The organism is Marivita hallyeonensis, assembly GCF_900129875.1.
GTDB classification, from domain to species: Bacteria; Pseudomonadota; Alphaproteobacteria; order Rhodobacterales; family Rhodobacteraceae; genus Marivita; species Marivita hallyeonensis.
Window position 1 is genome coordinate 92,696 of record NZ_FQXC01000001.1, and the last position, 22,555, is coordinate 115,250.

Consider the following 22,555-nt stretch of genomic DNA (forward strand, 5'->3'; position numbering starts at 1 on the left):
ATTTTATCCCCGTGTCCAATCAGCAGTAGTCATCCATACAGTCCTCATAGCTGTCCCCGGTCAGCTCGCAAAAGGTCTTTAGCGCGCCTTGCAAAGAAAAATACTGATGTTCACTTCGATGGTAGAAGAACTCGCCACGAACGAAAATCTGTGCGACTGCCCAATCTTTAATTGCGTTGGGGCCGGGATTGTGGGTCATGACGATCAAAGCATCTTCGACAAGAGACCGCTGAACTACCAAGCTTTGATAGATGTCGTTTCGTGCGAAGACTTTGCCAAACACAAGGTTTTCCGCATATTGCGCCAGCGCATCGTCAGCCACTTCTGAAGGACATTCAGGAAACTCCGTTGGTACCCGCCAGCGAACTTGGACGACCGAGGGGGTGAGAGACTCGTACTCTTCAGGGTCGGGCTCGAAATCTGCACGTTCAGCAGTACCGTACAACCATTCGCCAATTGCGCCACCACTGGGAATCGAACCGCTTTCTGCCCACGCTTCAAAGCGTGACTTTGTCTTTGCGGCCTCGTCCTTCGATACGGTTCGCATCCACGAAACATCTGGGTAAGAAGCCTCACTTTGAAGTTTCGACGGATCGGCTAGGAAGGCTTCGATGGAACCGTAGACCAGTTCGATGCGTCGCGCCGTGATCTCATTCATTAGAGCGTTTTCTAGCCTCGTTAGCCACCGCAAATTCTCCGGTCGGTTGTTCGCTCGGTTGGTATCAATATGATCCACCACGTGCTGATCTGTGGGTGGTTCTCCGTGGAATGCAGAACAAACAATGCGGTGAACGGGGACACCTGCAAGATATTGATATCCGGTTGTCTGGTTTTGGCGCCCGAAGGTCCACGTTTTGTCTAGAGGACGGGCGCGCTTTCGATATTCATTGAAGCGATAAACTGCGCCGTTATCGCGAACGAGATACCGCTCACCTCGATATTCAACATCAATTTTGTTATCGTAGACTGCCAGTAGGCGATCTTGATCGCCCACTGGCAAATTCGTTTGGTCCAAAGATGGCATCACACTCTCCAGCGCAAAGTTGCCTCGGCTTTCCCCAGACCAATCGCTCTGGTGCCGGTTGTTGTTGGCAGACATGAAACACGGCGTCTGGCGCTGCCTTATGCTCTGAAACGCAACCAAAGAATGTCGTGCGCATAGACACGACGTCAACCAACGATTGAAGCCCTCCAAAAGCACCAAGCTCACCGGACCGCTAGTTCAGAGCGAGCCATCTCGCCTCAACGCATCTAGGATTGTCCCTGACGTGGCTTGTCCGCCCATCTTATCATGGGCTTATGAAACGCAAACTCACCACCAAGTTCATCGAAGGCCAGAAGCCAGATCCGTCCAAGCGTCTAGATATTCGGGACGATTTGATGCCGGGCCTCGTCCTTCGGATCAGCACGCCCGGCACCAAGACGTTCTGCCTGCACAAGCGTATCAACGGCAAAATGCGGCGGCTGACCATCGGACGGTTCCCTGTCTTGTCGCTGGCCGAAGCACGTGAACGGGTGCGACAGGTGCTCTACGACATCGAGACGGGTCGTTTCGAGGATTGCACGGGCTTGGAGGTCGAAACAAAACCCACGCTCCGCGCGGTGATCCCTGACTACATGGAGAAGTACGCCATGGTTCACAACCGCGACTGGAAGCGAAAGCAAGCCTTGCTGGCGAAGTTCACGACCCTGCATGACAAGCAGATCGACCAGATCAAGCGTGCCGATGTCGTGAAAGCCTGCGACTTGATCCGCAAATCCGCGCCGACAAGCGCGAACCGGGCGCTTGCCCACCTCAAACACCTTATGGGCTGGTGCGTCGAGCGCGGCATGATCGATGCCAACCCCATCGCTGGGATGAAACCGCCAAGTAAGGAAAAGTCACGCGAACGGGTGATGACCGACGATGAGCTGGGCGCGATGTGGACGGCCTGTGACGCCGAAGGCTATCCTTTCGGGGATTGCATGAAGCTGTTGATACTGAGCGGCCAGAGGCGCGCCGAGGTCGCCGAGATGCGCTGGTCGGAAATCGACCTCGAAAAACGCCTGTGGACCCTGCCTTCGCAGCGCGCCAAGAACGGAAGGCAGCACACCGTTCCGATCACCGACGCGATGTTGGACGTTCTGCGCAGGGTGCCGAGGTTCCTCGGTTCGGACTACGTATTCACGACCACCGGCAAATCCCCCGTGTCAGGCTTCGGTCGCGTAAAAAAACGGCTCGACAAGGCGCTGCCCGAAGGCACGGAACCGTGGATCATTCACGACCTGCGCCGCACGATGTCTACGAACATGGCGATGATGGGCGTTCCCCAGCCCGTGACAGAGGCGTTGTTGAACCACAAGACGGGTGTGGTCTCCGGCGTGGCCGCCATCTACAATGTCTATTCATACGCCGACGAAAAGCGCGAGGCATTGGAGACATGGAATGCCCGTATCGAAGAAATCACAAAGACCAAGAATGATCCGCAATCTGTTGGATGTGGCGACGCCAGATCGCTGGGTCGAATGTGACGATTTCAAGTATCCTGCGGGCGGAAATCCGTGGACAGAACTTTACACCGAAAAGGCTTGCCAAGAAATCGCAGACACTGTCGCAATTTTCGACCCTGATACCGTTCAGAGCCTTCGGTTTCAGTTGGCGGCTACCGCTGAACATCTGGTAGCGGCCTTCGGATTTGTGGGTGGTGCGGCAACTCCGTCCCAAAGGTACAAATGGGCGGTCGAATTGGACGTCACTTTGCGAAAGGTAATAAACCAACTCAAGAATTCTGCCGACAACCTTTCGACCGTTTCGATCAAAGACAGTGGGGGCAAGACTAGAGTCTATCCCGCATCTGTGATGCGCAATCGCATCGAGCGCACACAAAACGCAATTCTGGACCTCCAATGTCTGCTCGAAGGCGTTGCGAAGCCCAAAAACGAAGAAGGACAAAGAAGAACTAAAGAAAGAATGCGACTCAGAACATGAGATGGGCCAACCCAATCGCACCGCCCATTCCCAGTCCCTCCAAATCGTTGTCAACGGGATGACCGAGGTATTCATTAGCTTTGTCGGCGTTGAACATGTCAAAAGGACAACTTTTGGAAAGCACGTTGATGGCCCGTTCCCGGAATTTATTAGGAAAGCTGCAAACCCATTTTTGACGGTATACTATCCGAAATTGGCTTCGTCCAAACGTCGCGTTGACAAGCTCAATTCTCAAATTCAAGAGGCAGTCGCCTCGTACTCGTTGCGCGAGTGAACGAAACGCCCAAAACTCACCCCGTTTCGTTCATTGAATTGAAATGAAACACTTTTCTACGTGTGTCATGATCGTCTCAGGAACCGGTTCCCTTAGTCATGAAAGGGAAAAAGATGACAGACGAAACACTCAAAAAGACGCTTGCCACACGCAACGACCTTAGGAGCATGGGCATTAAGGTCTCGAATGTTACCCTCCTTCGCTGGGAGGCGCGTGGCCGCTTTCCACGTAGAATCCGCCCCGGCGGCACCACGGTTGCATGGTTCATGTCAGAGATTCAGGCATGGCTTTCTGAGCGCGACCAAGAGCGTGCTCGGACGCACTACGCCGAGTACTGACCAGCATTCCGCAAAAAAACAGAAGCATCAAAAAGGAGTTTCCCGATGGAAACCATGCGTTCAACGCAGCCTTCAGTGCTGCTTTCCGAAACCGAGTTCAAGGCCAAATCCGAGGGTTACGGATGGAGAAAGTCGATACACAAGGGGTGGATTCAACACTATTACCACCAGCACCCCGAACCCGAGGGGTGGCCCGTCGAGGCGGAAATCTTGCTGCAAAAAGTGGGCGACTGTTCACCAAGCAATCGCGTGCGAGTTTGTGCCGTGTCACCGCATGGCGACATCGAGGAAGAGCACTTCCTGAACCCGGCTGAAGACATGGATATGGCAGATGTGCTGTTTGATTTGGCAGCCTACTCTGACCACAATATCATGTTTGACCCGGTACCTTGGAAACGTGGCGTTCGTTCGAGCCGAACCCGATTGGGTTTCAGGACCATTGTGGGCGAACACCCGTTTGACTACTTCCCGAGCCCCGCAATTTTCTGGGGCGTGGGCGTTTCGGCATTTCAGTTCCTCGCCCCATTGCCTTTCGCGATGGAAGTTGCGGCGATGGCAGAGATGCTTGATGGCGCGGGATTGTCTCGGGCACATCGGATCGATGGTTCCACAAGTGATCTGCTCTACATGCCCGGCTCGCTTATTCATCGCCCCGGCCTTCCCCCATTCACTGCGGAAGTGTTGTTCGACGCCTTTTCGGAAGTCGAAGTCGATGGCGGCGATTGGCTCTGGGCAAAGTACTAACACAAGGGGGGCTAGTCCCCCCCTCTACTCCCATAGAATTCACGAGGTGACCCATGCGACAACAATTTCGCGTGTCAAAACTGATGCGCTCTCAAAAGACCCTGACGGCAGCCAAGGCGCAGATAAGTGCCGGGCGGAAGGTCGTCCTGACATATGGCATTGGAAAAGGCGGGCGTTGCTCCTGCAAACGGAAGGATTGCGCATCTCCGGGCAAGCACCCCTTGTCCAAGTTTTTTCCAAACGGCGTCCACAGTGCAACTGACGACATCGATCTAGTTCAGAAAGCTCTGCGCAGACATCCAGACGCAAATCTCGCGATATCTCTCGCCGGACTGACGGTGGTCGATGTTGATGGTGATGACGGGCGCGCGGCCGTGGAGCGTCTTGGATTGGACGCAACTGTCAAGGTGTTCACCGGGCGCGGCTACCACTTGTACTACCAAGGCGAATGCTCTGGTGGCGCGTTCAAAGGTGACGAGATTGACGTCCTGACCGGCGCAAACAGGATGGTGATGGTGCCGCCCAGCACGCACCCGACGGGCAAGCGGTATCGTTACTCCTCGCAATCGCCTTCTAGTGCAGCCCCTTTGCCGAAAAACCTGAACAAGCTCAGATCTGCCCGAATGCACCAAGGGCAAGAACGGTCGCAAACGGGGGCAACAGACCTCGTCATCAAAAGTGGTGGACGCAACGATTTCTTCTTTCGCACGGCCTGCTTCTTGCGCCGAAGGTTCGATGACGAAGATGCGGTTGAAGCCATGCTGGAGGCCTTGAACGACGATTTCACCGAAGCGCCATTGTCGCCAAGCGAGTTGCGCTCGGTCATCCAGAGCAGCGGGAACTACGTCGAGGATACGGCGGCATTGTTTGGCCCACCAAAGACGACAGAGCCTTTGCCGATGGAGTTCCTCTACTACCCATACATTCCTCTTTTCGGCGTGACCCTTCTCGCGGGCAATCCCGGTATGGGCAAGTCGCTGTTGGTGACCAAGCTGATCGCAGCGGTGACCTCAGGTGGCCCGTGGCCGCTTACCGATGAATGTGCACCGAAGGGCAAGGTGCTGATGCTGTCGGCTGAAGACAATTGGCAAAGGGTGACATTGCCCAGATTGTTGGAGAGCGGCGCAGACATTAGCCAAATCCGAATCATGACCCGATTCAAAATCCTATCCCCAGAGAACCTTGAGGCGATGGCGCGCTACATCGAACAGGAGCGGCCCAAGCTGGTCGTGATCGACACGCTGACCGCCTACATGGGTAGCGAGCGTGACATGAACCGACAAAACGACGTGGGCGAGTTTCTTGGACGTCTAACGGAAATCGCCGAGGATGCCGGGTGTGCGGTGCTGGCAATTGGTCACTTGAACAAGCAGTCGGCGGAGCACCCCCTGTTCCGGATTGTCGGTTCAATCGGCTTTGCCGCCAGCATCCGATCCGCGCTTTTCTACGGTACGGACCCGACGGATCGGTCGCGCTTCGCTTTGGCGCACGGAAAGGCCAATGCCAGCGAGCTCGGCAAGACGATCATTTTCGAGCGTTTCGGTGGCGGGCGCGACGGGACGCCGATTCTGCACCCAGTCGAATTCTCAGACGCGAACGAGGCTGAGGTTTGCAGGGTCGAGACAAATTCGGTCGGCAGACCTGCGTCAGCCACCGACGCCGCGCGAGAGTTCATTCTTGAATTTTTATCCGATCAGCCGGTCAGGTGGGAGAAGGTCGAAAGCGCTGTGACAGCCCGGGGCCTTGCATCTGTCGGCACTTTGAACGCGCTTCGGGCGGAAATGGCGAAAACCTGCGAGATCGTGCAGGTCGGCAAAGGGAAAAGCGCTCGCTGGAAACTCGGCGAACCCCTCGCCGATGAGTGATCGTTATAATAATTCGTGTACAACAATTTTTATATCGAATGAGAGGCGGGCTTCGGCCCGTCTTTTACTTTTCCGGTAGGCGGCGCTGGACCGGACAGCGGAACGGCTGGGGGCTGAAAATCTCGGCAGTCGATATGACCCCTTGTCCGCCCAAAGGGCGCGCGCCGTCTAAAAACGCCTCCCCCCATCCCCCTGTGGTCGCCCTTTGACAACGCCGCGCGGAACGCCTCGGACCGACCCGTTGACTATCTATCAGTCTGTCGGGCGTAAGCCGGAGCCAAATTGCCGAGCCTTTTCATGCAGTCCGCATTCGCGCTGGATTTCGGCATAGCGCGCCGGGTTCCACTCGGGTGGCATACTGCTTGGGCGGAGGTACTGGCGTTCATCCCTGCACCCAACCTTTGCGATGGTAGTGGCGCAGCACGATGGCGCGGTTGAACAGCGGGAAGCCGACCCACAGGCCGTTGGCCGTGATCAGCGACAAGATCGCCCACAGAAACATGCCCTTAAACAGGTAGTAGAATGGGCCGAACAGCAGGCACCACAGACGATGCCAGTTGCCCAAGATGGTTTTCGTCTGGCCATTGAAGGCCCATGTCGCGCGTATCGTCATTGCCGATTTCCTCGCTGGCTGGTTTCGATGCCAGCGCAATAAGATCGGGGACCATCGTCCGTCAGGGTAATTCCCGGGCCGTCGCGGGAGACCACCGGGGTAGCTATGCCGATGCACCGCGTCCGTGCAGATGCCGGGAAGATCGCCGTGAGAGCGGCGCACAGCGCGCCAGCCGGGATTGCGACGGGATCACCATGCCCGAGGCATGCCCCGGCACTCCTGGCTCAATAAACGCGGCCGCGCGCGCGTTTAGCTCTCGATCTTCGGGGTTAATTGCAGGCAAGGTCAGGTTCGCCCCAGCGCACGTCGCATGTCCTTGAGCGTTAACTTGAATGGGTGGTCGGACATATCGATGTTGAGGGGCAGCGGTGGCCCATGCCTGACCAGTTCCTGTTCCAGCCTCCAAGGCTCGTCGTTCTGGGTTATGGAAATGGCCGCATGTTGATTGATCCACGCCGATAATCTTTCCTCGTGGCGGCGATCCATGCCGACCTTCCCACCCTTGTCTCGACGAAAACCAAGACCAAGCTCCTTTTGCAGCAATGCTGCCAAAGACTTGCGCAGTGTCGAACCGCGAACCCGTCTCAGGTGGTCCCTTTGAAACCTGCGTTTGAGAGGTGGCCGTGTGCCGGGATTGATCGACCTACATTTGCTCGGTGCTATTCCGACATAGAGAAGGCGCATTCCGTCACGCTCAATGCACCCGTCCCTCGGCGCAACCGGAAGGCTTTGGTCGAACCACCAGCCGTAAACGCCATGCGCCATTTCGTTTCGGTCGATGAAGTCCAAGACATGATCGGGCAGCAGAAGGTCCTCGGGCCAAAGCACGGCTCTCGCTTCGTCAGATAGACTATGAGTCAACCACGAAGGCGCGCGTCCCCCGGCCTCTTCCTGCATTCCTGAATGTCGCCAGTGACTTCGGGCCTTCCGAAAGCCTAAGTCGAATATGACTTATAGTCTATGGTCGAGAGCATAGCCGTCATGCGCCATCCCGCGCATGTCTGTCCAATCGCGCGTTTCGAGAAATATCCAAAGGATCAGGAGGGAGAAGGACCTTTCGCAGGAAGAGGTCGCCCATCGTGCAGACATTCACCAAACCTACCTGAGCGGCGTCGAAACTGGGAAGCGCAACCCGTCGATCTTGGTGGTCGAGCGCATCGCGAAGGCCCTCGGCGTGGACGTCTCGGCAATCTTCAAGCCAAACTAGGGTTATCCCTGACACGCTCCGACCTTGCGTCTTATCGGTCTTCAATAGCAACCTAGGAGATCGACATGACCGATATCGTGACACTCAAGGCCATTTGCGAGGAATTCAAGATCGACCCGCGAGAGGCCCGCGAGAAGCTGCGCGCCGCAGCCAGCGATGCCAAGGCGAACCCCGAACTGGCGAAGGCGAGGAAACCGCGCACACCGTGGCAATGGGTGAAAGGCTCGAAGGCGCAGAAGGAGGCTTTGAGCGTGCTCACAAGTCCAAGCCCCAAACCATCTAAGTAACTCTTCTATAATCGTCGGAGGAAGGGTAGCCAACGGTTAGAACGGCTACCCCTTCCAATTCTTGCTTTTCCCAATCAAACCGCTGGCCGTCGATACGCTCGCTGGCTATCCTGCCGGAAACACTGGCAGTGAGGTAGGTTATTGACGGACAGTCTAAAAATAATTCGTGTATTCATAGGCTCTCCCGGCGGCTTAGACGAGGAGCGCCGGGCTGCTCATGAAGTCGTCGAAAGCGTCAATAGAAGTCATTCTGAGCGTTGGGGGTGCCATTTCAAACTGTTGGGGTGGGAGAATGCTGTTCCCGGATTTGTTCGACCCCAGAGTAAAATAAATGAAGATCTGGATAGATGTGATTACTTCATCGGTGTTCTTTGGAACAAGTGGGGATCGCAGCCGAGCACCGATCCTTCAGGGTACACGTCAGGGTTTGAGGAAGAGTATGAAAGGTCCAAAGCACGCATCGAAAGCGGGCACATGAAAGACATGGCCATCTATTTCAAAGAAGTAGACGTGCCGAGCGGAATGGAGCCGGGGAAGGAAATAAAAAAGGTTCTTGATTTTCGACAAAAGTGCATCGACGAAAAGATAGTCTTCTTCAAGCCATTCACCGGCATTTCAGATTTCAGGGACGTTATCAGGGAAAAGCTTGAAGAAATTGGCTGGCGCGAAACTGACCTGCTCACAACGCAAGTCCAGCAAAATAAGAAATCCAAGAAGGAACCCAACGACAGTAACCCAATAACAGATCCACTTAGCCAAGACGAAAGGTTGTTTGAAAAAGACGCCGAAGACTTCCTGTCAGAGCTAATCCAAAGATCTCGAACCTGGGAAGGAACATCGTCGCAAGAGGTGGCGCGACTTCGTCTCATTGGCAATACCATTTCTAGGTCAGGAAACGATGACAGTTATCTGGGCAACCATGATGCCAACCTAGTGTTCCAACACATGCGGGATGCGAAGCTGTCGGATCAGGAAACCCGAGCGTTACTTGACTGCGGGGTAGTGGGATTTGAACATCAAAACGTGCCGCTTTGGCGCTGGGTTGCCCACTCTGAACTCGGCAATAACCCGTTCTACCGGCTCAGAATTCTTGCAACCGTTGGCACTGACGTTGAAAAAAGGAACGCACTTCACATTCTGGGGCTTCTGGATCAGGGCATCCCGACCCACGATGGCTATTTTAACAAGCTCGGCGTCCTTACTACTTGGTTTGAAGAGAACACAGATAGCCGTGTTTTCGACGCTGCCATACTTTTTCTTTCCTCAAATGGCCAACAAGACGACATTTCGTCTATCGAAGACGCTTCTTCTAACTGTCCCCCCCATCGCAAGAACAAGGTCGAGGGAGCAATTGTTGGGATTTTGTCAAAATTTAGCGCTAACGAAGCGCTAAAGCGGTTGTGTGATCGAGATGTTGATAAAGTCGATGACCAAATCGTTGAGCATCTCTTTGAAAGTCCACGGTCTCTTGCTTCAGAAACCCTCAAAGGCTGCTTAGGAGCCAAACCTGACACAGTGCGGCTCCGCTCAGCCCAGATACTTTTCTCACGAAACGAATTAACGCCTGAAACCGCGACAGAGCTGTTGACAGATTCGAGTCACGAAATCCGGCTTGCTGCAACTGAAGTGCTGGCTGATCTGGGGCAACCATTGGAAGAGGGGACACTGAAATCTGTTCTGACCGTAAGGAAAAACAGCATCGGGTTTGGGCTTTTCAATCAAGGCGAAACCGATACAAGGTTTTTGGACGCCTATCGTGTCAACAGGCTGTTAAAGCTCACAAAAAATGAGTTATGCGAAAAGATTGAGGGCGCAGGTCCTTTCGTGGATCGAGAGCTATCAGTTCTTTATCGTAGATTTGGCTCAACTACGCAGGACGAAATGCGCGCTAACCTTTCTGACGGGTTTAAAGAACACTTCGAGCGAAAAATTGAAGAAGCTAAGTCAGCCTACGGAGCTAGCAACAAGGTCGTCTCAGACAGTGAAAAACTTGGCCCCTATCATCGAAAAGTTCTTTGCAGCGCGACGCTCTCGGCTCTCTGTGATCTTAAAAAGCTCGACGATCTGGAGCTAGTCCGCATGACTGTCGATCAATACGAGGTGGACGCCAGTGAAAATGTTCTGAAGTACCTGTCTAGGTTCGGAAATTGGCAAGATATTGAGCGTGTTCTGAACCTTGGAGATTACCCGTCCGATCGCACGGGCTTGTTGAGCATTAGCCGAACGAAACTCCCACGGCAAAAGGCCGACGCAATTTACGCTCTAGGCAAAATGCGCATTGCGGACATGCTTGATTTGGATTTGGATGACCAGATTAGGAAAAATCTACTTACAGTATTGCCCCAAAAGGTTTTCAAAGAGCTGAGTGATGACATCCTGCTACGAGAGCTTGAACGCAGCCATGATGAATGCCGGATAGTTTTTGCCTTGCGCTGCGTTCAGTCACTGAGTAAGTCGAGGATAAAAACTCTACTCGAGAAGTACGTCGATAGCGATGAGCATCGTTTCTACAACAGTGTTCACTGGCTCGACCTCGGCGCTGCGTTGCCAAGCGCGACGGCGAAGTCAGTAGCAGAACGCGAGTTGTCAAGGCGACTCTGATAACTGATATTAGTTCTTTAGGGCGAGCGCAGCAGCCTCAAACGGAGAGGCCCTGTTATCAATGTTTTGGGAAATCAAAGCACAGGCTTCGATGTCGCTATCATCCATTGCAATTGAGACCAGTTGTTTGGCGATTCTACGCATGTTTCCAGCCAATTGTTTCGGGAAAAAGTGCAGTATCACGAGAGCCTTACGGTCTTCAGGTGGGTGAATTTGAATTGAGCAAATGTGCTCGGGATCACAATACTCTTTTCGCACAATAGACTTGAGCCTTGCGATGTCCTTATCAAGTTGCCGTTGCTCTTTCGGATCTGCACAAGAAAGAAGATGCATACCAACAGACGTCCAACCATCCGGTTGCCGTTCTCCCAGCCGTTCCACAACCTCGCGAAAGTACTTTCCTAGCTCCACTTTGGGCTTTCGAACGCTGACTCCGGCGTGAAGGCTTTCAAAGTAGTGGTCAATAGACGAGGACATTCCCGTTGGTGTGAGCCTCATTTCCGCCCCTTGTAGCCCCGCCAAATTGAAGCAGCTAACTAGGTATAGCCCTAGGAAGTCCAGTTCATCTCCAAGCACCTCAAACGACTTCTGGAAGTAGTACCGTTCGCTCATATAGTGATAGAAAACCAGCGGGTTATCCAGTATTTCAGCTATGCAGCCCAAATCGGTGATTAGTATCGTTGGCGCAAGCATGTGGTCTGCAGGTAACCACCCGATTTTCTTGAAATCTTGTTCGGCAGCGCTCAGAACTGAGAGATCGTCCAGAGTGACCGAAAGGCGAATGACCCGATCTACCTTACCAGGGTCAATACCAAGTTCTTTGATAATTCCTAGAGCCGTCTGATCTCCCTGTTTTGCGTCTTCAATGAGGCCTTCGAGCCTTGCCGATTGCAGCGATGGAGAGACGACTAGGTCATAGATGTGCCTCTTCACACGCTTTGGCGCACCCCGCAGCCCTTCTGGTGTCAGGCGATGAGACTTGGCTTCCGCAATCAATACAATTCTATCTTGTACAACCAACACATCAGTTTCGTATTGATCATCGCCGATTTGCCACTTTAGGCTTGATTTTATCTCCGCAGTTGGAAGAGCCTTCTGCAATATGCCCAGCAATTGCTCCTCGAGGAAGTCCGCACGTCGCTTCTCTAGACTTGTTTTCAGACCAGCTTCTTTCGCCAGTCGATCAATGATTCTGCTTACGTGACTAAATGCAAGCTGGGGCATTGGGACGAAGTAAACGTTGTCACCTAGCCTTGTTGCCGGTCGGTCCCAAACAGGGTTTCCAAGAAAGAAAAACTCAGGTTTCTCGCTCGCCAAAACTCCCGGAAGAAGAGAGATCGCATTCAGAACCAACTGTACGGAGTCAGTGTTCACGCCCGACACATCAGCAATTTGCATCGGACTGAATACGGCCAGATCGAAGAGCCGCAGGTCGAAGTGAGACATCACCATCGCTAGGGCGTGTTCTTTTGGCATTCCTTTTGGCATCGTAGCGATCATTTCATCTGCTGATCCTTCCAAGTCAGGTACATGCTTAAAATACAGCCTGATGACTTGACGGTAGTTCTTACCCCGAGCTACCTTCTTGAGAATTTGGAAGTGTTCGCTTTGCCGCCTCTCAAACTCGTTCACGACCGCAAGTAGTACATCGACCAATTCTTGCCCGTTGAACTGATGAAACTTAGCAAATTGATCGTTTAGGGGGGCCAACAGATCGCGAACGGTTTGGACAACATGTTCAAAGTATCCCCAATTCCGGACACCCTGGGTATGGAACTTGATCCGTTGCTGTAGTCCTCTGATGGTCAGCTCTTCTTCGCCCAAGCCTTCGGGCGTTGAAACAATGCTCTCACCCAAAAACGCAGATGAGATTGCTGGCATGATGTCGAAAACCTTTTGTACTGTCTCAGGTGTTACCGGTAGCTGACCCCATTCAGCCGCTGGTACCGATAGCATCAGCGCTTGGAGAAATTCGCCTTGATATTGTTGAACATCGTTGAATGCTGTTCGACTCTCTACGCCGTCTGGTCCGACGTATTGCCTGAATGAGTGTGAAGCAAAGGCAGCCATGATGTGCGGAGGATAGGTTTCCTTGAATAGGTCCAACAAGTCTTCAACAGCTGGTGAGAAGGCTTCCATCGCTTCCTTTGCGCTCTTACGCATCCCCGCTTTGAATTTCTCATGATCGTCCTCTGCAATCCTCATGACGCTCACGTCATAAAGGTCATCACTCTTTGGCTTTGGTTTTCGGCTCTGTTTCTTTGCTTTTTTTTTCATGTCGGCATACTCACAGAATACAATGGCTCAATAGTTCGATTTAGAGGCCGGGTGAGTCGTAGGTTCAAGAGACATCCACAGATTGACGGCGTCGCTTGGCAGTTGAGGTGCTCCAAGTACATCGGACGAAAAATGCTACCCGAGTGATACCCCGCGAGGCACGTGACAAAATTCACCCAAGCGCATTCTGTGATAAGTAATTGTTTTAATTTAGTAAAACTGGTGCCCGGGGGCGGAATCGAACCACCGACACGAGGATTTTCAAACCGAAGCTTTTTGAGAATACCCAAACGCTTAGGTTCGGAAAAACTGTCAAACCCACTACCGCGCATCAAACACTTAGCGACGAATTGTCAAACCTTGGCCCCGAGGCCATCCGATGAGCTGGCGGGTGGCGAATGCCTGCGCCGAACGGAAGTTCGGAAGTGCGACGCGCAAGCAGATCATCATGTTTCTGGCGGATAAGGCTTCGGATGATGGGTCGGGCATCTGGTGTTCCAAGGGGACGATCCAGAGGCACACCGAACTAGGCGAGACGACTGTTAAGCGGACGATCCGGGATTTCTTGAAAGAAGGCATCCTGATCGAGACCGGCGCACGAGGATGCAAGAACGGGTTCACGGTTGTATACCGGATCGATCTGGCCAGGATCGAGGCCCTGGAGCTGACCGCAGAACCCGATATCGAGACGGGGGCCACAGTGGACCCCGTCCAGACTGGCCCCGGAACGGGGGCCACAGTGGCCGGGGTACCGGGGCCACCACGGCCCCCAAACCATCCTAAAACCATCCATAAACCACCTACGCGCGAGCGCGTGGCGGCGGAGGATGAAGAAGCTGAGAAGGTTTTGGCGGCCTATCCACCGGACCGAGTGCGGGGGAAGGCGGACTGTCTCAAACGGATCAGGGAGGCCTTGGACGATGGGACAGAGGTTGAGGACCTGTTGCAGGCCGTGAAGGCCTACGCGACCGAGAGCGCGGGTTTCACCCGTTCCAAGGTCTGTTTCTCGGATAACTGGTTCAAGTCGGGACGCTGGCGCACCTATGTCGAAGACATCGCAAAGGGCCGTGAAGAGGCGAAGGTCAAGGAAGCCGAGATGCTGGCAGGCCTGGCGAATTGGGTCACAGATAAGCATCCACTTTGCCGCCACATCACGCCCGGCCAGATCGACGCATTACTGGCCGCTGAGCTTGTGACACAGGCGCAAATTCAGGCGGCAGGCCTCAGATCATGAGCGTCACCGATCCCACCATAGCGCAAACAGCAAGGCGACCCATGTCATACGGCTGCGCCGATGACACGGGAGCTTGCGAGGGGCGGTACTCCTCCCCTTCGAACCCCACCGGCGCGGGCAAATCCCCCGCTAAAGAGCCGCTGACCGAGACCTTCGTCTTCCGCTGCACAGCGTCCGAGAAGATGCGGTTGCGCGCCAAGGCCGAGGCCGCTGGTCTGCCAGCCTCGACGCTGTTACGCGAGGCTCTTGGCTTGACCGAGGCCCGCCGCCGCAAGCCCATCCCCCGCGTTGATCCAACGCTCGTGTTGGCCGTCGGGCGCATCGGCGGCAACCTCAACCAGATCGCACGCTGGCTGAACTACACCATGAAGGTCGGGCGCACCGACCTCGACACGCTGACCGTCGCGCGCCGCCTTGTCGTGATCGAACGCCAGCTTGCCCAGCTCCTGGAAGAGGCGCGGCGGTGCTGATCAAGTTCTTCCCCAACGGCAAGGGCGCGGGCGCAGGGCCGGTCGGATACCTCGTCGCCGAGCGCGTGCTGACCTATGACGGTAACCGCGACCCGATCCGTGATGCCGACGGCCAGCCCATAATCACCACCCGCGACCCATTGCCCGAGGTCTTGCGCGGCAATCCCGACAGCACCGAAGCTCTGATCGACGCCAGCCGCCACCAGTGGACCTACCGCGCGGGCGTGATCAGCTTTGCGGATAGTGACGACCCGACCGAGGACCAACAGGCCGAGGTTATGGACGGGTTCGAGCGGCTGGCCTTCGCGGGGCTGGACCCTGAGCAATATGAGGTGCTCTGGGTCCGCCATCGCCACGAAGGCCGGGTCGAGCTCCATTTCTGCACGCCGCGCCTGGAGCTGACGACGGGCAAGAGCCTCAACATCGCGCCGCCGGGCTATCAGGACGCCTATGACAGCCTGCGGGACGTGATGAACCAGCGCCACGGCTGGGCCGATCCGATGGATGTGGAGCGGGCGCAAGAGGTCCGCGATACCATCGAGGCCCCGACCCGCGCCCAAGGCCGCGACGAGTTGCACGCTTGGTTGCAGGACCAGATCGACATGGGCCTGATCGCCGATAGGGAGAGCATGGTGGATGCCCTTACCGACGCGGGCTTCGACCTGCCGCGCACCGGCAAGGCCTACATCACCGCTCGGGATCAAGACACAGGCGAACGCTGGCGGCTGAAAGGAGAGATTTTCCATGAAGACTGGCAAGCCGACCCGGCTGAGCGAGAAGCTGAACGCGGAGCTCGACACGATCCGGGCCGAACACGCCGCCTCGATCTCGTCCCAGCTCAAGAGCTTCAGGATCGATTTGAAGAACATTGTGGGCGCCGCGCAGCATACCATCGCGAGCGATACGCGCCGCTTCCAGACCGAGACGGCGAACATCTTCGAGACGCAGCTGAGATCGATCCGCCTTTGGCTGACGATCTCGCCCTGGCTGATCGCTGGGATGGTGCTGACGGGGATCGCCTTGATGATGGCCGCGAGCTTCTTCTGGACGGTGCATCTGACACGCTCGGAGTTGACGGAGCTGGGCCTGACACGGATCGAAAGGCCCGAGGGGACATGGCTGATCTTGGACCCATCGAAGACGCGGCTCAGGACCTGCACAATGGGCGAACGGCACGTCACCTGCATACGGATCGAGGAGGACTAGATGACCCAACTGACAGCCTTGGAACGCGACTTGCTCGCCTGCGTCGAGCGGTTGGTGACGGCCTCAGAGGCCTCCGCGAAGGACTTGACCGCCTTGGAGACACGCTCGACCGGCAGGATCGAGCAAGAGCTGGCTGGCTTGAAAGACTGCGTGACCTTGCTCATTCGTTCACAAGCCGCATCCATGAAGGCCTTGAGCGGATTGCTGAACGACGAGGCGAGCTACAAGACGCTGGAAGAGAACTTGCAGCAGAGCTTGACCTTAGCGAAGACCGCCGCCGAGAGATTGAGGGACAGCTAGACAGCCAGGAGGCGCATGCGGAGAGGGGGGTGAGGCATTGAGAACGTCGCTGTTTCGCACGAAATTCGGCCTGCCTAATAAAGAATTCGTTTCCTTTCAACGAATAGCGACCTTGTTTCTGCCAGGTTTGACAATTAGTGCTCGCAGGAAAACTGATTGTATTGGCCTGCCGAAATGCAAATTGAGATTTCATTGTTATCAGATGAAGATTCTGGCTACTCGGCCCGAGACCTTGGCTTCTTGCTGCACAAACACCCCGATCATGTGCACACCAAGAGCACATCTGCTGGCGACGCCACCATTTTCTATACTGAGGTGTCGGAACAGCGCACGACCGCAGTCTTGCACCTCGAGGTTGATCCTGTTGGACTGGTTCGCGGCAAAAACCAGCAGGCCGAAGGCTTGCTGGCGCAGTACGTGAATGACCGCCCCTATGTTGCCAATTCATTCTTATCAGTGGCAATGGGACGATCCTTTGCGCAAACAATGGCGGGTAAATCTAAGGATCGTCAGGAGCTTGCAGATCGGCCCTTGGACTTTGAAATTCGTGTGCTTCCGGTTGCATTGGCTGGCGATGCTGAATTGTTGACGTCGTTGTTTGAGCCGCTTGGTTACACGATCCTGTCGCCTGATACGGTCGATGGCCTAATGGTCGTTGACCTCCGATTGAAGGCCAAACTCAGGCTCGCTGACATTCTCAATCACATGCATGTGCTGATCCCGGTGATGGACAATTTCAAGCACTACTTTGTGGCGCAGGAAGAGATCGACAAACTGCTCGCCAAGGGAGAGGGTTGGTTGGCCAACCACCCGGCGAAAGAGCTGATCACACGGCGCGCTTTAAAACATCGGCGCGCGCTTGCGAACCTGGCACTAGCGAGGCTCGAAGAAACCGCTGTGGTAGAAGACGATGACGAAGAAACACCCAAGCTGAAGCCCGAGGAGCAACTTGAAAAACCCTTGCGGCTCCATGACGTCCGGTTGGACACGGTCGCCGATCTCCTGAAGCAGAACAATGTCCATACAGTTCTTGATCTGGGATGCGGTGAGGGAAAGCTGATTTCCCGTCTTATCAAAGAGCGCGGGATTGATCGCATGGTTGGCGTTGATCCGTCAGTGCGCACGCTGGAAATGGCGCACAGAAAACTTCGGCTGCACCAAGCGGGCGATGCAATGTCCGAACGCGTGAAGCTGCAAATGGGCAGCCTTACATACGGGGACCGCCGATGGAAAGGTTTCGACGCCGCAACGCTTGTTGAGGTGATCGAGCATATTGAACCACATCGACTTTCGGCATTGGTCACATCCCTATTTGCAGACGCACGTCCCAGTTTGATCATCATCACAACTCCGAACCGCGAATACAATGTGCTGTTCGAGACAATGAAAGAGAACCAGCTTCGGCATCCTGATCACCGCTTTGAATGGACACGGAGCGAGTTTGAAACTTGGGCAAACGCAGCGGCCTCCGACAACGGCTACGAGGTAGACTTCGCGCCTCTTGGGCCAGTCGATGAACAACATGGCGGGCCGTCGCAGATGGCCATCTTCAAGTTGCGCAACGCATCATGACGAACGGGTGGAAAACATGAGCGAGCGCACAATCACTATCCCCGATTTTGCCCTGGTGGTTCTTATCGGCTCCACCGGGTCAGGAAAGTCGAGCTTTGCAAAGAAGCACTTTCTGGAGACCGAAATCGTTTCATCAGATACCTGCCGTGCGCTGGTATCTGACGACGAGACCAATCTTGCGGCCACTGGCGATGCCTTCGACCTGTTGAACTATACGGCGTCCATCCGACTGAAGCGGCGTTTGCTGACTGTCATCGACGCAACTTCTGTGAAGCGGGAGGATCGCGCGAAGTTGGTGCAACTGGCACGCAAATACCACGCTCTTCCGGTGGCGCTGGTCTTGGATATCGACCCCAAGATTTGTCACGAAAGAAACCAAAACCGTCCGAACCGCGACTTTGGAGAGCATGTTACCCGTAATCACTCGAAGGCGCTTCGCCGTGGCCTTCGAGGATTGCAGAAAGAGGGTTTCCGCCAAGTCCAGATCATGAAATCGCCTGAAGAGGTTGATGCCCTTCAGATCGAACGTCAGCCTCTTTGGACGGACAACCGTGGTGATCATGGGCCATTCGATATCATTGGCGATATCCATGGCTGCTTTGACGAATTGACCGAACTTCTCAAAACTCTGGGCTACCAAATTGATCCCTTTGAAGCCGGCGTAGAAGAGCTGATCCATGCCCGGCATCCCGAAGGGCGGATTGCGTTCTTCGTAGGTGACATCACGGATCGCGGCCCACGCAACCTGGATGCGCTGCGGCTCGTTATGGGGATGTGCGAGGAAGGGTCGGGCCGCTGTGTTATCGGCAACCACGACTTCAAACTGAACAAGTGGCTGAAGGGCCGGTCTGTGACGCAGACCCATGGACTCGACCTAACGGTGGCCGAGCTTGAGCAAACCTCAGATACGTTCCGCAAACAGGCCAGCGAGTTCATCTGGGACTTGCGGTCACATGCCTGGTTAGCGGACGGAAAGCTGGTCATCGCCCATGCAGGCCTCAAGGAAGAGATGCATGGGCGCGGCTCAGGCCATGTCCGTAACTTTGCGATGTTCGGCGAAACCACAGGTGAAGTGGATGAGTTCGGCCTTCCCGTGCGGCTTGAATGGGCCAGGGACTACCGTGGCAAGGCCGATGTTGTGTTTGGCCATACGCCGATGGCAGAGGCCGAATGGTTGAACCACACGATGTGCATCGACACCGGCTGCGTGTTTGGCGGCAAACTTACCGCCCTTCGATGGCCGGAACGAGAGACTGTTTCTGTGCCTGCAAAGCGCCAGTACGCAGTCCCTGCCAAGCCGCTGGATGCCGTTCAGTCACTTACGGCGCAACAGGACCATGACAAACTTCTGTACTTCGATGACTACGCTACCAAGATGCGGATCGAGACGCGATTCAAGTCCACGATCCAAATTCCCGAAGAGAACAGCCTAGCCGCTTTGGAGGTCATGAGCCGCTTCGCCGTCGATCCGCGTTGGTTGATCTACTTGCCGCCGACAATGGCGGCATGCCCCACCGCCACCGAAGGCCCGTTTCTGGAACGGCCAGAGCAAGCGATGGATCACTATGCCAGCCGTGGTGTCACCGATCTCGTCGTCGAAGAAAAGCACATGGGATCACGGGCACTGCTGGTTGTCACAAAGTCCGCCGAAGCAGCCAAAGCCCGCTTTGGTGTCGAGGATGGTAAAGCAGGTGTCATCTTTGCGAGAACAGGGAGGCCTTTCTTCAAAGACGAACAGATGGAAGCTGCAATTGTCAAAAGGGTCAGCGCGGCCATGAGTGCGTCTGGACTTTGGAAGCAACTTGGGTCTGATTGGGTGTTACTGGATGCCGAATTGATGCCGTGGTCGGCAAAGGCCCAGGATTTGCTCAAGCGCCAATATCTTCCAACTGTTTCAGCGGCCGAACAATCGGCCGCTGCGCTGTTGGGTGCTTTGGCCAGCAAAGCCGAGTCAGAAGAGCTAGAGCAACTACGCGCCAAGGCCGAAGTCAGACTTTCCAACGCCAGGCTTATGTCCAAGACCATCGACGGATATTGCTGGGACGCTGACAATATCGATGACTATCGCGTCGCCCCGTTCCACATTCTGGCGTCTGAGGGAAGCGTGCACGTCGATCAGCCACACACATGGCATATGGCAACCATCGAGAGTCTGGCCAAATCAGACCCCATCCTCCAACCGACTGGATGGAAACGCATCGATCTCAACGACATGAAACAGCGTGAGACAGTTGCAGAGTGGTGGCTCGCGCACACGGCACAAGGAGGCGAGGGTCTGGTGTTCAAACCAAACGCTTTCATTGTGCGAGGCGAGAAGGGTCTCATTCAGCCGGCAATGAAAGTCCGTGGACGTGACTATCTCCGCATAATCTACGGTCCGGACTACGACCTGCCTGAAAACATTGAGCGGCTGCGACAGCGTGGCTTGGGTCGAAAGTTTTCGCTGGCAGAGCGTGAGTCCAAACTAGGCTTCGAAGGGCTGCATCGGTTCGTAGAAGGAATGCCACTGTCCAAGGTTCACGAATGCGCTCTCGCTGTGCTAGCGCTTGAAAGTGAACCTGTAGATCCGAGGCTATAGCGAGAATGAATGCTGACGGGTTCGCCCGCCACCTCACAAAGTTCTTAAGCAATTTCGGCTCGATTTTCTGAAGGTGCTGGCTCGGAGTATATGAAATGCCTTGCGCTTTCATCCACTTCAAGTGTCGCGCCATCAATCACGCCAACGGCAAGGCCCGCATTCACCCGCCGCGCCGGTCTTCCCGCACTCAGCCACTTCTCAGCCTTGTCGACTGCGAAACGCCCTCTGCGTTTTCCACCGCCCTTGCCTAGCGCAGCATCCATAATAACAACGGCAACTTCCTCCATCCGGAAAAGCCCACCTTGACTTGGCGGGGGCATCTTACGCTTTTGCAGGGATTGGCGCGTCACATCCAAACGCTTGGCCACATCTGCCAGACTAACGAGATCGGGCCGAACCTCCCTCAAGACAGTGCCCGCGGGCAAATGATTATGAATCGCACGCGCTGCATTGAGGATTGCATCCTCTGCGCGTTCATTCGCTGCTTCCATCGCAACACCAAGCATGCCAGGCACACCTGTACCGACAATCGCGTCTTCAAAACCTGCTTCAAAGACCGCATCCATCAAGTCGAACGCGTCATGCTCACCCTCAGGAAGAGCAAAGATCAACTCGAACTCGATTTCTGCCATTTTATTCATCCTCTTGCGCGTCTTCGTTCGCGTTGACGGGCTTCGTGCAACCTAGCGCCCGGCTTCTCAATTGCCGCGCAAAGCGGCCCGGGTTCTGGGGCGTGGACCAGACACCCATCTGACAAAACTCACCGCACCTGCAGTCGGGATCATTGTTCGGACACCGGATCAAGCCCCAAGCATGACCGCGCCCGGAACGCAGAGTGACCGTCCAACCCAAGGCCTCCAACTCACGTAAAACGGCCTCAATCTCTTTGGACTTGTGCGACTTTCTAGACATCAAATAGTTCTTTCAAGTTAAGTTGTCAATCGACAACTTATCCTAGCGCCGCTGCATCTTCACTGTTTGGCGCTGGAAATACGCCTCGATGCTGATCGCCAATGCGAAAGCTGGTGACGCAATGACCAGCGCAACGGTCGAGATCGCCAGCAGCGCGGCCAACGCCCCAACGGGCACAGCGCCGCCAACCATCACCAACGCGAAGCACGGCAGGTAGATAACTGCGGCGAACAGTACGATGTGAAAGATCGGGGCTGTGAAGCGCGCAAGGTCATTATGCAGCCGCTCGATCACGACCATTTTCTGTCTTTGCCAGTGTGGCAGCTCCGTGATTTGCATCTGTTACTCCCTCAACAATTCGATCCAAGTGTGAACGTCTTCCATCTTGATCTCCGGCCCATCGATATGAGACCGATACCACCGTGCCACGATGGCCCCGCGCTTCTCGCTTTTGATCCGAATGCCTTGCTCGATCAGGAAACGATCCAGAGAGGTTTCAAACTCTTCCAGCGCGTCGATATCGTGCTGCACGCGCGCAGCTTTCGTGCCCAGAAGAATCCAGGTCACATCGGCCCCAAATTTCTCATCGAGCATGACCAGGGCCTCAATCGGCAGCCCCCGCTCGCCCTTCTCATAGCTATGATAGGCTCGCAGCGAGACGCCGATTTCCTTGGCCATGTCCGACTGGGACAGTCCGATTTCATTGCGCGTGATTGCAAGTCTGGCCCCTATGCCAACGAGCAAATCGGTGGTTTTTTGCCTCAAAAGCGGCTTCCTGTTGACGGATGTGCTAATTTTTACAAGTATGCAAAAAATGGCACAATTATGGTTCTTCTGTATCTGACCATGCCAGCCGCGCCAAAACAACCGATTCCGCTCAACCCCAATGAAGGAGGTCATTTTGCAACAAGAACGCCTGCTTTCACCCAAACAGCTCAGCGAGATCGTGGGGCTCAGTCCTGCGCAAATTCGCGCACTCATGAACACCGGGAAACTGGAGTTCGTGGAGATTTCATCGAAGACCAAGATGCTGACGATGAGCGGCTGGGAGCGGTTTCAGAAGAACGCAACCAAGGTCAAAAGGGCCGAGGGTTCGGCGGCGAATTGAT

General features: G+C 55.0%; 21 protein-coding genes and 1 pseudogene. 15 read left to right on the top strand and 7 right to left on the bottom strand.

Features of this window, described 5'->3' with window-relative positions; translation table 11 throughout:
• Window positions 1-19: 19 nt before the first annotated feature.
• A complete protein-coding gene (locus tag BUA42_RS00430; RefSeq protein WP_084066052.1) occupies window positions 20-1,099 on the bottom strand; it encodes an HNH endonuclease signature motif containing protein in 1,080 nt (359 codons plus the stop codon).
• A gap of 200 nt (window positions 1,100-1,299) precedes the next feature.
• Here BUA42_RS00430 and BUA42_RS00435 point away from each other — a divergent pair, with 200 nt between their 5' ends.
• From BUA42_RS00435 to BUA42_RS00460, 5 genes are all read left to right on the top strand, one after another.
• Window positions 1,300-2,511: a tyrosine-type recombinase/integrase gene (locus tag BUA42_RS00435; RefSeq protein ID WP_072775750.1), complete on the top strand. Its 1,212-nt coding sequence runs from the start codon at window positions 1,300-1,302 to the stop codon at window positions 2,509-2,511.
• A complete protein-coding gene (locus BUA42_RS00440; RefSeq protein ID WP_072775751.1) occupies window positions 2,459-2,968 on the top strand; it encodes a hypothetical protein in 510 nt (169 codons plus the stop codon). The genes BUA42_RS00435 and BUA42_RS00440 overlap by 53 nt, the downstream gene beginning before the upstream one ends.
• A gap of 441 nt (window positions 2,969-3,409) precedes the next feature.
• Entirely contained in the window at window positions 3,410-3,580 is a 171-nt protein-coding gene (locus BUA42_RS00450; RefSeq protein ID WP_245818958.1) for a helix-turn-helix transcriptional regulator, read from the top strand.
• Between the two features lie 45 nt (window positions 3,581-3,625).
• Window positions 3,626-4,324, top strand: coding sequence for a hypothetical protein (locus tag BUA42_RS00455; protein ID WP_072775754.1), 699 nt, complete (start codon window positions 3,626-3,628; stop codon window positions 4,322-4,324).
• Between the two features lie 83 nt (window positions 4,325-4,407).
• Window positions 4,408-6,189: an AAA family ATPase gene (locus BUA42_RS00460; protein WP_245818959.1), complete on the top strand. Its 1,782-nt coding sequence runs from the start codon at window positions 4,408-4,410 to the stop codon at window positions 6,187-6,189.
• A gap of 382 nt (window positions 6,190-6,571) precedes the next feature.
• Here BUA42_RS00460 and BUA42_RS00465 read toward each other — a convergent pair whose 3' ends face one another.
• Window positions 6,572-6,802, bottom strand: coding sequence for a hypothetical protein (locus BUA42_RS00465; RefSeq protein ID WP_072775756.1), 231 nt, complete (start codon window positions 6,800-6,802; stop codon window positions 6,572-6,574).
• A 285-nt stretch (window positions 6,803-7,087) separates the two neighbouring features.
• On the bottom strand, window positions 7,088-7,699 hold the full coding sequence (locus tag BUA42_RS21470; protein WP_084066053.1) for a GIY-YIG nuclease family protein: 612 nt from the start codon (window positions 7,697-7,699) through the stop codon (window positions 7,088-7,090).
• Between the two features lie 100 nt (window positions 7,700-7,799).
• Between BUA42_RS21470 and BUA42_RS00475 the strand changes: the two genes are divergently transcribed.
• From BUA42_RS00475 to BUA42_RS00485, 4 genes and pseudogenes are all read left to right on the top strand, one after another.
• A complete protein-coding gene (locus tag BUA42_RS00475) occupies window positions 7,800-8,009 on the top strand; it encodes a helix-turn-helix domain-containing protein (protein WP_245818904.1) in 210 nt (69 codons plus the stop codon).
• Window positions 8,010-8,074: 65 nt separating this feature from the next.
• Window positions 8,075-8,296 (top strand): hypothetical protein, encoded by a 222-nt coding sequence (locus tag BUA42_RS00480; RefSeq protein WP_072775758.1) that lies wholly within the window; start codon window positions 8,075-8,077, stop codon window positions 8,294-8,296.
• 141 nt (window positions 8,297-8,437) lie between these two features.
• Window positions 8,438-8,731 (top strand): annotated as a pseudogene (locus BUA42_RS21490) (DUF4062 domain-containing protein); the annotation flags it as partial.
• Between the two features lie 39 nt (window positions 8,732-8,770).
• A complete protein-coding gene (locus BUA42_RS00485; RefSeq protein WP_245818905.1) occupies window positions 8,771-10,897 on the top strand; it encodes a hypothetical protein in 2,127 nt (708 codons plus the stop codon).
• A 9-nt stretch (window positions 10,898-10,906) separates the two neighbouring features.
• Here BUA42_RS00485 and BUA42_RS00490 read toward each other — a convergent pair whose 3' ends face one another.
• Complete coding sequence (locus BUA42_RS00490; RefSeq protein WP_143152581.1) at window positions 10,907-13,174, bottom strand: hypothetical protein; 2,268 nt, start codon at window positions 13,172-13,174, stop codon at window positions 10,907-10,909.
• Between the two features lie 379 nt (window positions 13,175-13,553).
• Between BUA42_RS00490 and BUA42_RS00495 the strand changes: the two genes are divergently transcribed.
• From BUA42_RS00495 to BUA42_RS00515, 5 genes are all read left to right on the top strand, one after another.
• Window positions 13,554-14,408 carry a hypothetical protein gene (locus tag BUA42_RS00495; protein ID WP_072775761.1) on the top strand — a complete coding sequence of 285 codons (855 nt, stop codon included), beginning with the start codon at window positions 13,554-13,556 and terminating at the stop codon, window positions 14,406-14,408.
• A 41-nt stretch (window positions 14,409-14,449) separates the two neighbouring features.
• Window positions 14,450-14,878 carry a plasmid mobilization protein gene (locus BUA42_RS00500; protein WP_245818907.1) on the top strand — a complete coding sequence of 143 codons (429 nt, stop codon included), beginning with the start codon at window positions 14,450-14,452 and terminating at the stop codon, window positions 14,876-14,878.
• Window positions 14,872-16,425, top strand: coding sequence for a relaxase family protein (locus BUA42_RS00505; protein ID WP_072775762.1), 1,554 nt, complete (start codon window positions 14,872-14,874; stop codon window positions 16,423-16,425). The genes BUA42_RS00500 and BUA42_RS00505 overlap by 7 nt, the downstream gene beginning before the upstream one ends.
• A 133-nt stretch (window positions 16,426-16,558) precedes the next feature.
• On the top strand, window positions 16,559-17,956 hold the full coding sequence (locus BUA42_RS00510) for a 3' terminal RNA ribose 2'-O-methyltransferase Hen1 (protein WP_072775763.1): 1,398 nt from the start codon (window positions 16,559-16,561) through the stop codon (window positions 17,954-17,956).
• 16 nt (window positions 17,957-17,972) lie between these two features.
• Window positions 17,973-20,534 carry a polynucleotide kinase-phosphatase gene (locus tag BUA42_RS00515; RefSeq protein ID WP_072775764.1) on the top strand — a complete coding sequence of 854 codons (2,562 nt, stop codon included), beginning with the start codon at window positions 17,973-17,975 and terminating at the stop codon, window positions 20,532-20,534.
• 44 nt (window positions 20,535-20,578) lie between these two features.
• On the opposite strand, the gene BUA42_RS00520 is transcribed toward BUA42_RS00515, so the two are convergent.
• The 3 genes from BUA42_RS00520 to BUA42_RS21375 form a co-directional block, all read right to left on the bottom strand.
• Window positions 20,579-21,166 (bottom strand): hypothetical protein, encoded by a 588-nt coding sequence (locus tag BUA42_RS00520; RefSeq protein WP_072775765.1) that lies wholly within the window; start codon window positions 21,164-21,166, stop codon window positions 20,579-20,581.
• A gap of 322 nt (window positions 21,167-21,488) precedes the next feature.
• Window positions 21,489-21,785 carry a hypothetical protein gene (locus BUA42_RS00530; protein WP_143152582.1) on the bottom strand — a complete coding sequence of 99 codons (297 nt, stop codon included), beginning with the start codon at window positions 21,783-21,785 and terminating at the stop codon, window positions 21,489-21,491.
• A gap of 3 nt (window positions 21,786-21,788) precedes the next feature.
• Entirely contained in the window at window positions 21,789-22,211 is a 423-nt protein-coding gene (locus BUA42_RS21375; RefSeq protein ID WP_072775768.1) for a helix-turn-helix domain-containing protein, read from the bottom strand.
• A gap of 121 nt (window positions 22,212-22,332) precedes the next feature.
• Between BUA42_RS21375 and BUA42_RS00540 the strand changes: the two genes are divergently transcribed.
• Window positions 22,333-22,554 carry a hypothetical protein gene (locus BUA42_RS00540; RefSeq protein WP_072775769.1) on the top strand — a complete coding sequence of 74 codons (222 nt, stop codon included), beginning with the start codon at window positions 22,333-22,335 and terminating at the stop codon, window positions 22,552-22,554.
• The last annotated feature ends 1 nt before the right edge of the window (window position 22,555 follow it).